15 protein-coding genes are annotated in these 13,689 nt (G+C 46.7%); 7 read left to right on the top strand and 8 right to left on the bottom strand.

Annotated elements, in window-relative coordinates:
• The first annotated feature begins 75 nt into the window (after positions 1 to 75).
• Together AZI87_RS13995 and AZI87_RS13990 are read left to right on the top strand one after the other, a co-directional pair.
• Complete coding sequence (locus AZI87_RS13995) at positions 76 to 810, top strand: type 1 glutamine amidotransferase domain-containing protein (protein WP_437435076.1); 735 nt, start codon at positions 76 to 78, stop codon at positions 808 to 810.
• Between the two features lie 71 nt (positions 811 to 881).
• Positions 882 to 1,310 (top strand): ferritin-like domain-containing protein, encoded by a 429-nt coding sequence (locus tag AZI87_RS13990; protein ID WP_063208391.1) that lies wholly within the window; start codon positions 882 to 884, stop codon positions 1,308 to 1,310.
• Between the two features lie 51 nt (positions 1,311 to 1,361).
• Here the strand turns inward: AZI87_RS13990 and AZI87_RS13985 are convergent, their stop codons facing one another.
• The 5 genes from AZI87_RS13985 to AZI87_RS13965 form a co-directional block, all read right to left on the bottom strand.
• On the bottom strand, positions 1,362 to 1,754 hold the full coding sequence (locus tag AZI87_RS13985; protein WP_063208389.1) for a hypothetical protein: 393 nt from the start codon (positions 1,752 to 1,754) through the stop codon (positions 1,362 to 1,364).
• Between the two features lie 159 nt (positions 1,755 to 1,913).
• Positions 1,914 to 2,306 (bottom strand): hypothetical protein, encoded by a 393-nt coding sequence (locus tag AZI87_RS13980; protein ID WP_063208387.1) that lies wholly within the window; start codon positions 2,304 to 2,306, stop codon positions 1,914 to 1,916.
• Positions 2,307 to 2,708: 402 nt separating this feature from the next.
• Positions 2,709 to 4,772, bottom strand: coding sequence for a M1 family metallopeptidase (locus AZI87_RS13975; protein WP_063208385.1), 2,064 nt, complete (start codon positions 4,770 to 4,772; stop codon positions 2,709 to 2,711).
• 69 nt (positions 4,773 to 4,841) lie between these two features.
• Positions 4,842 to 5,543 carry a pseudouridine synthase gene (locus tag AZI87_RS13970; protein ID WP_063208383.1) on the bottom strand — a complete coding sequence of 234 codons (702 nt, stop codon included), beginning with the start codon at positions 5,541 to 5,543 and terminating at the stop codon, positions 4,842 to 4,844.
• A 9-nt stretch (positions 5,544 to 5,552) separates the two neighbouring features.
• Positions 5,553 to 6,164: a murein L,D-transpeptidase catalytic domain family protein gene (locus AZI87_RS13965; RefSeq protein WP_063208381.1), complete on the bottom strand. Its 612-nt coding sequence runs from the start codon at positions 6,162 to 6,164 to the stop codon at positions 5,553 to 5,555.
• A 189-nt stretch (positions 6,165 to 6,353) separates the two neighbouring features.
• Here AZI87_RS13965 and AZI87_RS13960 point away from each other — a divergent pair, with 189 nt between their 5' ends.
• On the top strand, positions 6,354 to 7,085 hold the full coding sequence (locus AZI87_RS13960; RefSeq protein WP_063208379.1) for a type 1 glutamine amidotransferase domain-containing protein: 732 nt from the start codon (positions 6,354 to 6,356) through the stop codon (positions 7,083 to 7,085).
• Positions 7,085 to 8,053 carry a sigma-54 interaction domain-containing protein gene (locus tag AZI87_RS13955; protein WP_063208378.1) on the top strand — a complete coding sequence of 323 codons (969 nt, stop codon included), beginning with the start codon at positions 7,085 to 7,087 and terminating at the stop codon, positions 8,051 to 8,053. Before AZI87_RS13960 ends, AZI87_RS13955 begins: the two co-directional genes overlap by 1 nt.
• Here the strand turns inward: AZI87_RS13955 and AZI87_RS13950 are convergent.
• Both AZI87_RS13950 and AZI87_RS13945 read right to left on the bottom strand, forming a co-directional pair.
• Positions 8,050 to 8,607 carry a hypothetical protein gene (locus tag AZI87_RS13950; protein WP_063208376.1) on the bottom strand — a complete coding sequence of 186 codons (558 nt, stop codon included), beginning with the start codon at positions 8,605 to 8,607 and terminating at the stop codon, positions 8,050 to 8,052. The two genes, AZI87_RS13955 and AZI87_RS13950, sit on opposite strands and share 4 nt — an antisense overlap.
• Positions 8,608 to 8,672: 65 nt before the next feature.
• Positions 8,673 to 8,912 carry a DUF883 family protein gene (locus tag AZI87_RS13945; RefSeq protein ID WP_063208374.1) on the bottom strand — a complete coding sequence of 80 codons (240 nt, stop codon included), beginning with the start codon at positions 8,910 to 8,912 and terminating at the stop codon, positions 8,673 to 8,675.
• Positions 8,913 to 9,086: 174 nt separating this feature from the next.
• Here AZI87_RS13945 and AZI87_RS13940 point away from each other — a divergent pair, with 174 nt between their 5' ends.
• From AZI87_RS13940 to AZI87_RS13930, 3 genes are read left to right on the top strand one after another with little or no spacing between them, the layout of a single operon-like run.
• A complete protein-coding gene (locus tag AZI87_RS13940; protein WP_063208473.1) occupies positions 9,087 to 9,623 on the top strand; it encodes an NAD(P)H-dependent oxidoreductase in 537 nt (178 codons plus the stop codon).
• Positions 9,624 to 9,634: 11 nt separating this feature from the next.
• Complete coding sequence (kefC, locus tag AZI87_RS13935) at positions 9,635 to 11,446, top strand: glutathione-regulated potassium-efflux system protein KefC (protein ID WP_063208372.1); 1,812 nt, start codon at positions 9,635 to 9,637, stop codon at positions 11,444 to 11,446.
• A complete protein-coding gene (locus tag AZI87_RS13930; RefSeq protein ID WP_063208370.1) occupies positions 11,443 to 12,444 on the top strand; it encodes a Ppx/GppA phosphatase family protein in 1,002 nt (333 codons plus the stop codon). The genes kefC and AZI87_RS13930 overlap by 4 nt, the downstream gene beginning before the upstream one ends.
• On the opposite strand, the gene AZI87_RS13925 is transcribed toward AZI87_RS13930, so the two are convergent.
• Positions 12,445 to 13,578: a baeRF3 domain-containing protein gene (locus tag AZI87_RS13925; protein WP_063208368.1), complete on the bottom strand. Its 1,134-nt coding sequence runs from the start codon at positions 13,576 to 13,578 to the stop codon at positions 12,445 to 12,447.
• Positions 13,579 to 13,689 lie beyond the last annotated feature (111 nt).

The raw sequence follows: 13,689 nt of genomic DNA, 5'->3' as shown, positions 1-13,689 counted from the left end.
TTTTAAAAAAAAGGGGAGTAAGAAGACTCCCCTTTTTTTATGGGAGCCGCGGAGTTTCGATTGAAAAAAGTTTTGATGCCTTTACCAAAAAAAGATTTTGATCCAACTGAAGCCGCGGTTCCCTGGAGAACTCTCTCCCGCGCGGGCGTGCAGATTTACTTTGCGACTTCGGATGGAGGCAAGGCGACTTGTGATGATCGCATGATCAGCGGTGACGGTTTGGGAGTCCTGGCTCCACTTCTTGTCGCCGACAAAAATGCCCAGGCGGCCTATGAGGATATGATTCAGTGCTCGGAATTTCGATCTCCGTTAAAGTGGGAAAATGCACGCGAAGTCGATTTTGATGGCCTTATTTTGCCTGGTGGGCATGCGCCGGGTATGAAAGAGTATTTGGAATCTCCGGTTTTGCAAAGCCAAACGGCGGCTTTTTTCGAAAGAGGAAAACCGGTGGGTGCAATTTGTCATGGTGTCGTTCTGGTGGCGCGAAGCAAATGTGGCAACGGTCAGAGCGTGCTTTATGGTAGAAAGACAACCTCACTGTTACAATCGCAAGAGTTGTTAGCTTGGAATCTGACGCGCTGGTGGTTAGGAGATTATTATCGAACCTATCCGCAGACAGTAGAGGCCGAAGTGCGCCAATCTTTGCAAGCTCCCCAGGATTTTTTAAGAGGCCCTTTGCCTCTATCCCGTGATAGTGACAGCAGTCTGAGTGCAGGCTTTGCCGTGTGTGATGAGAACTATGTTTCAGCGCGATGGCCCGGGGACGCCCATCTCTTCGCACGTAAGTTTTTAGAAAGACTTCTGACCTAAGGCTGGGTATGGGGTTTTCACTTGAGACTCTGTCCTGCCAATGTTCTTCTTAGAACTGTTTGGAGGCCTGCATGTCTAATGAAAATCAAAAAGTTGTCGCTTTACTGAATGAAATTATCGAGATGGAAATTTCCGGCGTAGTTCGCTATCTGCACTATGCATTGATGATCAAAGGGCCTAACCGTATTCCAATCGTTAAATGGTTCCATGACCAAGCGAATGAAGGTTATCAGCATGCTTCCATGGTCGGCGAAAAGATCACAGCTTTAGGCGGTCACCCTTCTTTGAAGGTGTCACCGGTTCCAGAAACTAAAACTCACAAGGTTTTGGATATTTTGAAAGAAAGCTTAGACTTCGAACAAAGCGCTTTGGCAAAGTATAAAGAAGTGCTTAAACACTGCGCAGACGACGTTGCTTTAGAAGAGATGATCCGCGGGATGATTCGTCTAGAGACCGAGCATATTGAAGAAGTGGTGAAGATGCTCGATGTGAACACTTAATCTTCCTATTTAAGTGAAGAGAAGAAAAGGCGGATAGTTCATCCGCCTTTTTTATTTACACTTTAACGCCACGATGAATTCATCCGCGTAAGAATATAAAATATCTTCCTCACCAATGTATTCGGGGCGACCCATCATCATTCCCACCAAAAGCTCACGTGGTAAATAACGAAGTTTTACGAACTCCGTCAGATCTTTGTCTTCAATAAGAATCGTGGTTCGTTGTTTGCCAAAAATTTTAAGCTTTCCCTCTTTGGGGTTGCTAAGGTCTGAGTAGCGTTGCAGCTTTTTATCCTCTAATGTCGCTTGGATGTCCTGGCCCACTTGATCGAACTTGAAGATATGGGTGTTGGTAATAGCTTCGCAGCTTTTCACTGGAAGAGTGTTCGCTACGGCCGATAGGGATGTGATTACAATCGCACAGATGGCGAAGATGTGTTTCATAGAAACCTCCGATGCGAAAGTTCTAGCAGAAAAAGTGAAGCGTCTTTAAATTAACAAGCTGTCATGATGAGCTAGTAACAGACGAAATCGGACGAGGCATGACCTCAAATAAAAAAGGCGCTGGGGGACAGCGCCTTTGAGTATCATTTTTTACTGCGATTAAAGAGTCGTAAATACCGCGCCAAAATCAGTGAAAACGGCGATAGTGCCATCTTCATAAGTCACCGTGGCGCTGCTGCTGTAAGGACGGTTTTTCTGACCACGAACCACGACACTGATGCGGCCTTCTTCGTTTTCCAAAGTCAGTTGTTCGGCTGTATAAAGCGGATTGATGCCACCATTGATTTTTGCGCGATGAACGATTTCATAAACTTCAGTTCCGTGTGCGGAAGAAAGAGAGGCGTAAGCCGTTGTGAAACCCACGCGGCGACCGAAGCAGAAAGTTTGAATTTCGTTGTAACCGCAAACAGAAGGAACGAATGTTCCCACAGGTTTTAATTCTGCCATTGCAGTGGACCCGAACAAAGCGACAAAAAGAACCAATGCTTTCATGATAACATCTCCTAAGAATGATTTATTATTTTAATGTTGATGTGTCTGTGCCAAAACCATGCCTGCTCATAAATAGCTTATGAGTCTTGAGCCTCATCCACAGGAAAAATCTATCTTAGGCAGTTCCAAAACGGATTCAATGTCTTCCTATTGTATTGCAAGAGTTTAACGACTACGTGCAACCACGAATGAGGAATAACACAATCAAAACTGGAACCGGAATGCCGATCGCCCAAAGAAGAATCCAACCAATTTTACCAGACTGATTCTTTAGATCCATAATTGCCCCTCTTGTTAAGACAGTAAGTGGCAAGAGTCCTCAAAAGCTTGAAGACTTTGCCCGTTCTTTTATAAGGAGCAAAATCAAAGCCACGAAGTATGGCTTTGCAGCAAACTGATGAATTACAAATTTCTTTGCAGGGGAGACTGTAGAACGGGCCAGGTGCTTTTTAAAACGGCAGGACGCCCTTTAAATACCAAGATACCAAAAGTCCCGTAGTGCGTGAGGCGCGACGCCCATTCGACAGGATTATTGTCCTTGCTCCAGCGCACCCACACTACTGTTTGCTGCGGATTGGATTTCAATCTTGTCACGAACACAGTGCTGGTGTCCGCAAGTTGGAATGTCTGTGAGTCGATGCGAACTGTCGTGTCAGTCAGTTCAAAATTTTGATCTTCCAGTTGCGATTTCATGAACTGCGCAAAGAGATCCTTTTCGCCAACAAAAACCAGGGCGCCTTGCGTAGGTAGATTCAAGGTGTCTGCCACGGAGTGAAAGCTGTCTTTTCCTTCTGTGGAGGCCGCCCAAGACTGCGCGAACTTTTCTGCCGTCGTTTGAGAGGGATCGAAAAAGAAATGGACCTCAGGGCTTCCAAATGCCGAAGACAACGTCGCGGGGCGTTCTTCAACGAAGAGCTTTCTAAAAACATGATAATCAGGATCCACCGCGACCTTGACGGGACGTGAGTGGCTGACAAGTGAAAAGACCTGAGATTTATCAAAAAGACGAGCGATCTGACGAACCACCTGGCCATTTTCTAAGGTCCATACCACCGGGATGTGCAGCTCGTAAGGGGGAGCGTTTTGGGTCTGAGCCAACACATAAGTGGTGCTGTAAGAACCATCCAACCAACGCATGACTTTCACATCAGGAAGTTCGATCTGCGGAGCTCCATCGCGGTCTAACCACTGCGTGAAAAAGCTATTTAAGTTCTGATTCGTGATTTTTTCAAAACTCTTTTGGATCTCGAAAAAAGAAACTCGCTGATACAGATTTTCCGTGTAAAAATCCTGCAACGCTTTTTTGAAAAGGTCTTTGCCGAAGCGGAACTCGAGCATATGGAAAATCATCATGGTCTTGCCATAACCCACGGCTTGCGAGCTGGAGTTGTGACGTCCACGGAACTGGCGCACTGGGAAATCGTTTTTTGGATTGGCCGCGACGAAGTCAGAGTAGGTGATGAGAGTATTTAGGCGATACCCGCGGTCATTTCCAGCAAGTTCTTGTTGCCAGTGATCGGCCATGTAGGTTGTTAAGCCTTCACTCCAGTTGCCTTTGTCATAGTCTACGTAAACGCTATTCCCCCACCAGTTGTGCAAAACTTCATGCGGCAGGGAAGAATTTAAGATGAACGGCAGGCGAATCACGGTAGGACCTAAAAGCGTAAAGCTCGGCATGCCGTAGCCGGTTTCCCAAAAATTCTCGACAACGGTGAAGGAAGAATACGGATAAGGAGCGATGCTCGAAGCATAGTGCTCAATAAAGCCCGGAACTAAAGAAATAAAACTTTGCGCTAAGGAGGGATCTTCTTTGCGCAAAAGGACCTGCACCTTTTTTCCGTCTTTCATTTCTTTTTCGTAGAATGAGAAGGGACCGGCGACCAGATAGATTTCTTCTTGGGGATAGATTTCAACAAATCGTGTCGTGCGAGAGGTGGAGTCCACCTCGGTGCTTGTGATTTGACCTTGGATTAAGGATCTCCAAGCCAACGGGGTTTTGACGGTGATATCGAAACTTTTTTGCGTGTCGAGGAAAGACGGGTACCAATAAGTGCTCCCGAAGAGAGTCGCTCCTTCCGGGGCAATCAAGCCGTTGGAGTTGTCATTCACGACAGCATCAAAGATCACACCTTGATAATACAAGGACACTTTGTTGTCCTGGCTTCCTAGTTGCAATCCGTATTCAGCGTAGGGTGCTTCCTTGGTTGCCGCATGCAATAAAATAAGGCTGTCGTCCGCACTGGTGACAGACACTTGAAGGTCTTTGTGAAGAACGAAGCTGAGCTTGCGAGGAGAATCCTTCGCAAAAGTCAGAGTGTCTTGGGCTTTAAGCATCTTAAGACCAGGAAGAAGTTCCACCTGCATCTTGTGATGCACAGGGGCTGCGTGAGACTGCATAGTCACAAGTAGAATTAAAAGAAGAGCCACCACAATCATGAGTTTGTGAAGAGCTTGCGCCTTAGACATTTTTTACCTCTGAAACGGCGGTCTTTTTACGCCTGTCTCAGAGGGAGGTCAAAGGGATTTCAGAAGGGCTTATTCCCCCTTGTCAGGAGCAAACAAGTTTTGAATTTTATTCCATTTTTCGCAGGGAGGAGCTTCGATTGTGACTCTTTCGCCACTCCACGGGTGGATGAACTCCAGGCGCAATGCTTTTAGACAAAGCCCCTCAATTCCCACATCATTGCGGAAAAAGCGGTTGTGGTGCGAATCGCCATGAACGGCGTCCCCTAAAAGAGGGTGTGAAATGCGATTAAAGTGACGGCGGATCTGGTGATAGCGACCGGTATGGGGAGTGACTTCCACCCATGAATAGCGTGCTGTTGGAAATTTTTTCCCGACAGCGACGGGGAATTCTTTTGTACCTAAGCGTTTAAACGAAGTTTTAGCGTCGACCAGTTCGCCCGTGGAATCGAGCTCTAAGGGGAGCTCAATCACGCCTTCTTCTTTGACGTAACCACGGACCACAGCTTGATATGTTTTCTGAGTGGCGCGGTCGGTGAAGAGTTTGCAGATCTCGCGCGCCGATTCGGATGAAAGAGCGAAAAGAAGGACACCGCTCGTTGCGGCATCCAGACGATGAACAGGATATACATGTTGTTTCATCATGCGACGGGCATGATAAAGACAGATTTTATCTCTTGAAACACGATGCTGGACATTTTCATGTGGATGAACGTGAAATCCCGACGGTTTATTGACGGCGATAAAGTAGTCATCCTTGTACAGCAGTTCCACTAAAAAATCCTAAGGTTGTCCCGCCCAAATATAATAAACACTTCCGCCTTTAAGCTGACTGACGACGGTGTTGATGTACTTTTGTTCCACCGCCGGACAGCCTTCACTGCGACCCAAGGGCTTATATTGAGGGTCAACATACCAGGCACCATGCACAACAATCGCGCGACTCATCGCTTGATCGTTGGTTTTTTCTAAACCCACTAGGCGCATAGAGCGGCCATGTTTACCACTGTATTCCGCCCCGGTCACGTACATACCGATGGATGACATCTTAGAGCCTTCGATATTGGAAAATTTCTTTGCCATTCCAGTGTGGCTGGGGTCAGAGCCGCGGCCATGCGAAACCAAGTAGCGAGTGACCAGCCCCGTTTTCATATCTATCAAGTACATACGTTTTTGATGTGACGCCTGGGTGAAGTCGATCACGGTCACATAGTTTTTATTGGCGATTTTATTATAATAAACATCGTAATAGGTGAGTGCTTTAGCCAGAGCCACCGTGGGCACTTCTTTTTTCGGATCAACATAATCATACTTGGATAAATCCACCTCGGGCGTCTGTGCAAAGGCAGAAGATATAAAGAAAAAACTGAGAAGAGATAAAATACGTAACGTCATAGTTGCTCCCGATAATTCCAGAAATGATGTGTTGATGATCAATCGGAGTTCGACGTCGGGACTTGACGCTTGGACTTGGCAATTTGGACTAAAGCCGAGTCGCAGTTTTTTCACACATGGCTGGTCAAGAAATTGAGTTCTGCTGAGCGATCCCTCATTCTGAATTAACACCTGCAAGGAGGACTTTTTATGACGAGTAAGAAGGTACTTTTTGTTTTAACCAGCACGGATCGTTTGGGGAATTCGGGGCATCACACCGGGGCATACCTGTCAGAAATCACCCATCCTTATGACGAACTTGTTCGTGCCGGCTATAGCGTGGATATGGTGAGTCCTAAAGGCGGTAAGGTGCCCCTAGATGGCGTCAAGATGGACGACCCCATCAATGCGACCTGGATGAACGACGAAGAGTTTCTAGAAAAAATCGAAAGTTCATTAAAACCATCGCAGATCAATGCCGCCGACTATGCCGCCATTCTGTATGTGGGTGGGCACGGGGCGATGTTTGATTTGCCCGACAATAAAGAGCTGCAAAATATCGCGATCGGTATTTTTGAAAATGAGGGTGTCGTGGCCTCTGTCTGTCATGGGGCTGCGGGGTTGGTGAATGTCCGCCTTTCTAGCGGACCGTATCTAGTGCAAGGTCATGAACTTGCAGGTTTCACAAATGATGAAGAAGAAACTGTGGGTATGGAAAAAGTCGTTCCATTTCTTTTGGAAAGTAAATTGAAGGAACGAGGGGCTTTATTTTCATCAGCTCCTAAGTTTACTTCGCATGTTATAAAAAGTGGCCGGCTTGTCAGCGGGCAAAACCCGGCTTCGGCGGCCGAGGTAGGACAGGCCTTGGTTGAAGTCTTAGATTTTATTTCTGAAGGAAGATCGGTACCTGAAAAGAATTGGTGTGAATGGGGGCATCCGTAATGTCGACGACAATGGAATCACAAGTAATCGCACACAGTCCGCGCTTTTTAAAAATCATTGAAATTGCAAAAAAAGTTTCTGCCAGCTCTGCCAATGTGCTTATCACTGGCGAAAGTGGGACGGGGAAGGAAATCATCGCACGCATGATTCATGATCTCAGTCCCCGCCGCAAAGAAGCTTTTGTGCCGATCAACTGTTCGGCCATTCCAGAACAACTCTTAGAGAGTGAACTTTTCGGTTATGCCAAAGGCGCTTTCACCGGGGCCTCCAATCAAAAAGCCGGACTTTTTGAAGAGGCTAACGGGGGGACTCTTTTCTTGGATGAAATCGGCGATCTGGATTTGCACTTGCAAGCCAAGCTCTTACGAGTGCTCCAGGAAAAAAAAGTCAAAAGAGTCGGCGAGAATCATTATCGTCCACTGAATATTCGCATTCTTGCGGCCACTCACAATGACTTGAGTGAGGATGTGCAGCAGAAAAAATTTCGTGAAGATTTGTATTTTCGCTTAAATGTCGTACCGATTGAAGTGCCACCGTTGCGGGAACGCATGGAAGACATTCTGCCTTTGGCTCAATACTTTCTGAAGAAATTTTCGCTACGTCATCATTCCGTGGAAAAACATTTCGCATCGGATGTGGGAAGTTATTTGCTGTCACATTCCTGGTGGGGAAATGTGCGTGAACTTGAAAACACAATCGAGCGCGCTGTTGTTTTAAGTTCTGGAAATGAAATCACCGTGAATGATTTGGATGGAAACCAAAAACGGTCCATCAGCATGGAGTCGGTTTTTGAGCGCCTTTGTCACAAAGAGGGGCGTTTGCTTTCGTTGGAAGAAATGGCTCGGCAGTATATCGAGTACGCCCTTCAAGTGAATAAGGGCGCACGAGAGAAAACTGCAAAAGACTTAGGGATTGACCGAAAAACTTTGTACCGCAAAACTCACCATCCGCATCAGCAACGTGCTTAGTGCACGTGCGAGCGGGGAGTTTCGCGGTTCGGTGCTGTGGTGCCACCAGCCACATTTTCACCGGCGTATGCCGATGTTTCGGGGCCTCGAGCTGCCCGACGGATTTCACGCTCTTTTACATAATCCATCACCAAAGCGGATAGAGCATGTTCTAAAGAGGTTGGACGTTTGCGATCCATTTCTTCTTCTTCCTGCTCGTGTTTATGCTTTCGTTTGATTTGTTGTTTGGCTTTTGTGGCTCCCGGCCATGCGCGCAGGAATACGACGGCAAAGGCTGCCGAGGCGAGCAAAATCAAACCGACGCCCGTGCTGAGGGTTGCGGACCAAACAATAGAACCTGTGCGATCCCACTGCATCGACAGATCCAAAAGAGAAATAAAAAGCCCACCGGTAAAAAAGATGACGGAGGCAACACCGACAAGAATAAGTGTCACCATGCGGCGACTGCGGAAAGAAACCTCATCAAAAATTTCAATGGCGGCATCCTTAAAGCCGCGGGGTCTCATGTTTAAGCGACCGAAAACGAACGACAAGACTAAAGCTAACCACTTCATTGGGACTCCCTGCGATGTTGAGGAGGTCTCGAAACCGGGACCTCCTAATTAATTATTATTTTGAATTATCTACGACGGATTAGCAGACCGGCCACCAGACCCACTGCAGCTGCGCCAAGGACTGTGTAAAAGGGATGAGCCTTAACAAATTCCTCCGAAGCGTCCATAGCTTCACGGGCTCTGTCTTGGGCCATATTGTAAGTGTCAGTCCAGCCACTTTTATCAAGTTCTTGCTTCACACCTTGTTTCACATTTTCTTTGATGTTGCCAAGGTTGCTTCTGAAATCGTTTGGGGTCGTTTCCATGAATCCACTCCTTTTTGTGTTGTTGGTAACCACTAATCAATGCAAAGCAGGAAGGATGCCAACTCGAAATCCGGTAGAGGCGATTTTGAGTTGCAGACGGAGGTAATAATCCCTTTTTCCTCTGGGATTCTTGCCCCATTTGACTTTTGTCGTTCGCCGGTTGACGATGTCGTGATGAAAAAAGCCCTAGTCCTTTTCGCGCATCCCTTTTCGAAACAATCCCGAGTTAATCGCGCCATCATGGATCAGCTTCGCGAACTAAAACATGTTCGTGTCCATGATCTTTATGAAGAGTACCCGTACTTCCATATTCAGGTTCAAAAAGAGCAGGAACTTTTGTTAGAGCATGATCTTGTAGTTTGGCAGCATCCTTTCTATTGGTTTTCGATGCCGCCTTTGATGAAGCTCTGGTGTGATGAGGTTTTACGCCGCGGCTTTGCCTATGGACCGGAGGGAAATAAACTTCACGGGAAAGATTTCTTTTTGTCGATTACGACGGGCGGTTGGGGGGACCCCTCTTCTCCTGGCTCTGTGGAAGATTTCTTCCCGCCTTATCGTCAGACGATTGAGCAGTGCGGAATGAAATGGCACAAACCTGTTGTGATGACCGGAACAGGAAGGGCTACAGAAGAACAAATCCTTCTTCATGCCGAAGCCGTTCGCCGAAGAATGATTGATTATTGTGCCACCGGTGTGTGTAAAGATATTTAGGAACAAAGACGATGGAATCTGGTTTGTTTTATATTTTAGTGTTCTTGGTTTCGGCTTTGATCTGCGTGCCGATTTGTAAACGCTTAGGGTTGGGATCGGTTCTGGGGTATCTCCTGGCGGGAATGATCATCGGCCCTTATGGTCTTAAGGTTATCGCCGGTGTCGAAGACATCATGCACATTTCCGAATTTGGTGTGGTGCTTTTGATGTTCCTGATTGGCCTTGAGCTTGAACCCAAAAAACTGTGGGACATGCGGGTGTCTATTTTTGGGTTGGGCGGCTTGCAGGTTCTTTCAGTAAGCGTTGTGATTGGCTTGATCGTGAAGTTCTTTTTTGCGCAAACCACGGCTGTCTCTATTCTCATCGGAATGGCCTTTGCGCTTTCATCGACAGCGATCGGTCTGCAGATCCTGTCTGAAAAGAAGCTTTTAGCTACAACTTCAGGCTCTTCTGCTTTTTCTATTTTATTGTTTCAAGATATCGCCGTCATCCCGATGATTGCGATACTTCCTCTTTTGACTGTGAATGCGGCAGCTTCTGAATCCACCGGAAATCCGTGGGCAAGTGTTTTAGAGGTGGTGATGGTTCTAGCGACCATTATTGTTTTAGGTCGCTTGTTGCTCCGTCATCTCTTGCGTTGGATCGGAGCTTTGCACTTACGAGAGATCTTCACGGCTTTTGCCCTGTTTCTTGTGATCGGGATGTCTTTTCTGATGCAAAGATTGGGAATCTCGATGGCCTTAGGTGCCTTTATGGCCGGGGTCCTTTTAGCGGATAGCGAGTATCGACATGCTTTAGAAACTGATATCGAACCCTTCAAAGGTTTATTGATGGGTCTTTTCTTTATCTCTGTGGGTATGAGTGTCAATCTGCTGCAGATACTTGAAAGCCCTTTGCAGTTTATTCTGTTGGTTCTTCTAGTCTTCCTAGTTAAAACAGCCGTGCACGCGGGATTGGCATTTTTATTTAAAACGCCGCGAGCGCAGATCCCTTTCTTCGCCATTATTCTTTCTCAAATTGGGGAGTTTGCATTTGTGTTACTAGGTGCGGCTCAAGGTTTGAAGGTCTTAGATACGAATACCGTAGGAACTTTGACGGCCGTAGTCGCTCTTTCAATGTTGTTCACTCCCTTAACCGTTCTTCTTTACGACAAAGTCTATCTTCGTTATGTCGCCGGTGCTTCGACAATGGAAGAAGATAAGATCGAGGACGAACACAGTCCGGTTATCATTGCAGGCTTTGGCCGTTTTGGTCAGATCATTGGTCGTCTTCTTTATGCCAATCGCGTGAAGGCCACGGTCTTAGATCATGAGCCCAGTCAGATTGAAATGCTTCGTCGTTTTGGATTTAAAGTTTATTATGGAGATGCCACACGCATGGATCTTCTGGAAGCTGCGGGAGCTCAGCATGCAAAAATTCTGGTTGTCGCCATTGATGACATGGATGACGGGCTGAAGCTGATCGATTCAGCGCGCGAGGCCTTTCCGCATTTAAAAATCTTTGCTCGTGCCCGCAATGTTGATCACGTGTACCGCTTGATGGATCGCGACGTCTTTAACTTTGAACGCGAGCTTTACGAATCTTCGTTGCGTATGGGATCTTCCGTGTTAAGAGCTCTGGGATGGCCGGCGTACCAAAGTGTGATCGCTGCGAATATTTTCCGGGACCACAACAATCAAATGTTGGAAGAGCTTCACCGTCGTCGTGACAACCCGGATGAAATGGTCTCTCGTTCTAAGCAGGCTCGTGATGATTTAGAAAAAATGTTCCAGCAGGAAAACCATTATTTAGAGCGCACAGAGGCATGGAGCAACGAGCCATGAAAAAATCAATCCTCATTTTAAGCCTTTTCTTCAGTGCCAGTTTCGCTTTTGCAAACAATTGTGAAGAAAGAAGGGGTGCTCTTGATTTTGGATCGGGAACGACAAAGGCCTTCGCGGCGGTAGTTGATATTTGTGCGAAGAAAATCGTCTCTGTGCTGTATGAAGACCGTTTGCCTTTAGCTTTAAATGAGGCTCTGGAAAAATCTTCTACAAAAGAAATTCCAGCAGCGACAGTTCAAGCCGCCTATCCAAAAATTAAAAACTTCGTCGCAAAAATGAAAGAGCTTCAAGTCACGCGCATTGAAGGCGTGGCCACTTCTGTATTCCGAGTCGCTAAAAACGGGAAGACGACAGCAGAAAAGATTTCGGAAGAAATCGGTATTCCGGTGCAAGTTATTTCTCAAGAGCGCGAGGCAGAACTCGGGTATTGGTCGGCCCTGGCACAAAAGAAGATAGAACCGACAGAGCTTATGGTTGTATGGGACATCGGTGGTGGATCTATGCAGATGTATTCTCGCGATCACGGCAAGGTTCACATCTATCAAGGTGACCTGGCTTCGGTGACTTTTAAGAATAAAATTTTGCAAGTTCTGCAGTTTAAAAATCCTGCAGAGGTGTCTTCGCCGAATCCCCTGGGAATGCAAAAAGAAGCCGCTTTGCAGCTAGCCAAGAATCACGCATACTTGAACGTTCCGAAGTACTTTAAAGAGATCGCATCGAAGGCTCGTTGGATTGGCGTAGGCGGCGTGTTGTCAGCGTCCGTACAAAGACAGGCTCATTCCGGCGCCCACGAGTTTACGTCTGGCCAGCTTGGGGAGGCTTTAAATAAACGCGCTCAACTGAACGACAGCCAGCTTGAGGGCGATTATAAAATTTCGGATGTGTCTAACTTAGCTTTGGTTTTGGGATACATGCAGGCCTTAAAGATTTCAAAAGTCGAGACGGTGCAAGCGTCTTTAGGACAAGGACTTATTTACCAGAGCCTTCAATCGAAATAATTACTGAAGATTGAGAATCGCCGCAGCCGGTGAAGATGTCGGCATGTCCTTATCATTAAGGACAATGACTTCTCCTCCGTGGCGGATGACTTCACAGGCGATGTCATCAAGAATATCATCGTCTTTGGCATCCTGCTGTTTTTCATGGAAAGTGATTTCCGCGCTGCCTCGATGCAACTGCCCCCAGATCTCACTGTTATCGCGAATGAAAAGAGTTCGTACTTTTCCACCTAAAGCGGCGCGTGAGATTTTCACCAAATCATCGATAACCCTTTTTTGACGGGCCATCTCATCAATGTCCATCGTCGAAACATTGCGCTGTTGGGACTGATTCTTTTGGATATGTAAATTCGCTTGGTGAGTGATGGCCTCGATACGAGGAATTCCCTTCGTCGGGTCCACTTTACACAAAACAGGCTCCGCGTGAGCCGACACTTCTTTGTAAGCGTGAAATATAATATCGCTAGTAAATACGAACAGAGGTAAAGTTTTATAACCGGTCTCTTTAGAGATTTTCGATTCAATCCATTTCAAGAATAATTTCCCGCTGGATTTTTTCTTGAGGTGATTGTCCTGAGTACCGCGACCACGCGAATGAGATTTTAAATGCGGTATTTGGAAGGTTTCAGTTTCATCCTGATATTTCCAGTGCATGCTATTGCTGTGCTGGCCATGATGATAAAGGAAGGTGTGGATCTCGCTGCCCCGGCTGCCGTCGCAACTGAAAAGCACCGCTTCAGACGGCGTTAATACCAAGGCGTGATAGGTGTTGTGTCCTTGCAAATCCTCGATCAGAGGTTTTAAGTGGAAGGATTCCGCCACGACGACTTTCGAAGGCAACTCGTGACCTGCGACGTAGTACCCGGTCCAATGCTTATTAACAAAGATCGCCAGACCTTCTTTTTCAGATTCCAAAAATTCAGCCGGATTAAAGTTATAAAGAGCGTCGAGAAGTTCTTGGTGTCGTTCTTTTCTTTGGTCGTAAGAAAGCAGATGCACGGCACGACGGACCAGTGCCTCGTATTCCATTTGCAAAGTTTTCGACGGCATCGCCGGAATGTAAATGGAGATACAGGGACCATCCTGGACGGATGTAAGACGTAAAAGATCATCGTGTGTCATCTTTTCAATCATGTGTCCATTATCCTCTCAACCGACAAGGAACACAAAAAGTCATTTGACAGTCCAGTGTGAGGAGTCATGTGGGGAAAAATTCCCAAGTTCACTACAATGAAAGAAGGCCCT

The organism is Bdellovibrio bacteriovorus (assembly GCF_001592745.1).
Classification (GTDB): Bacteria; Bdellovibrionota; Bdellovibrionia; order Bdellovibrionales; family Bdellovibrionaceae; genus Bdellovibrio; species Bdellovibrio bacteriovorus_B.
Note: the sequence above shows the minus strand (reverse complement) of the source record. Positions and strands in the feature narration are given on the sequence as shown.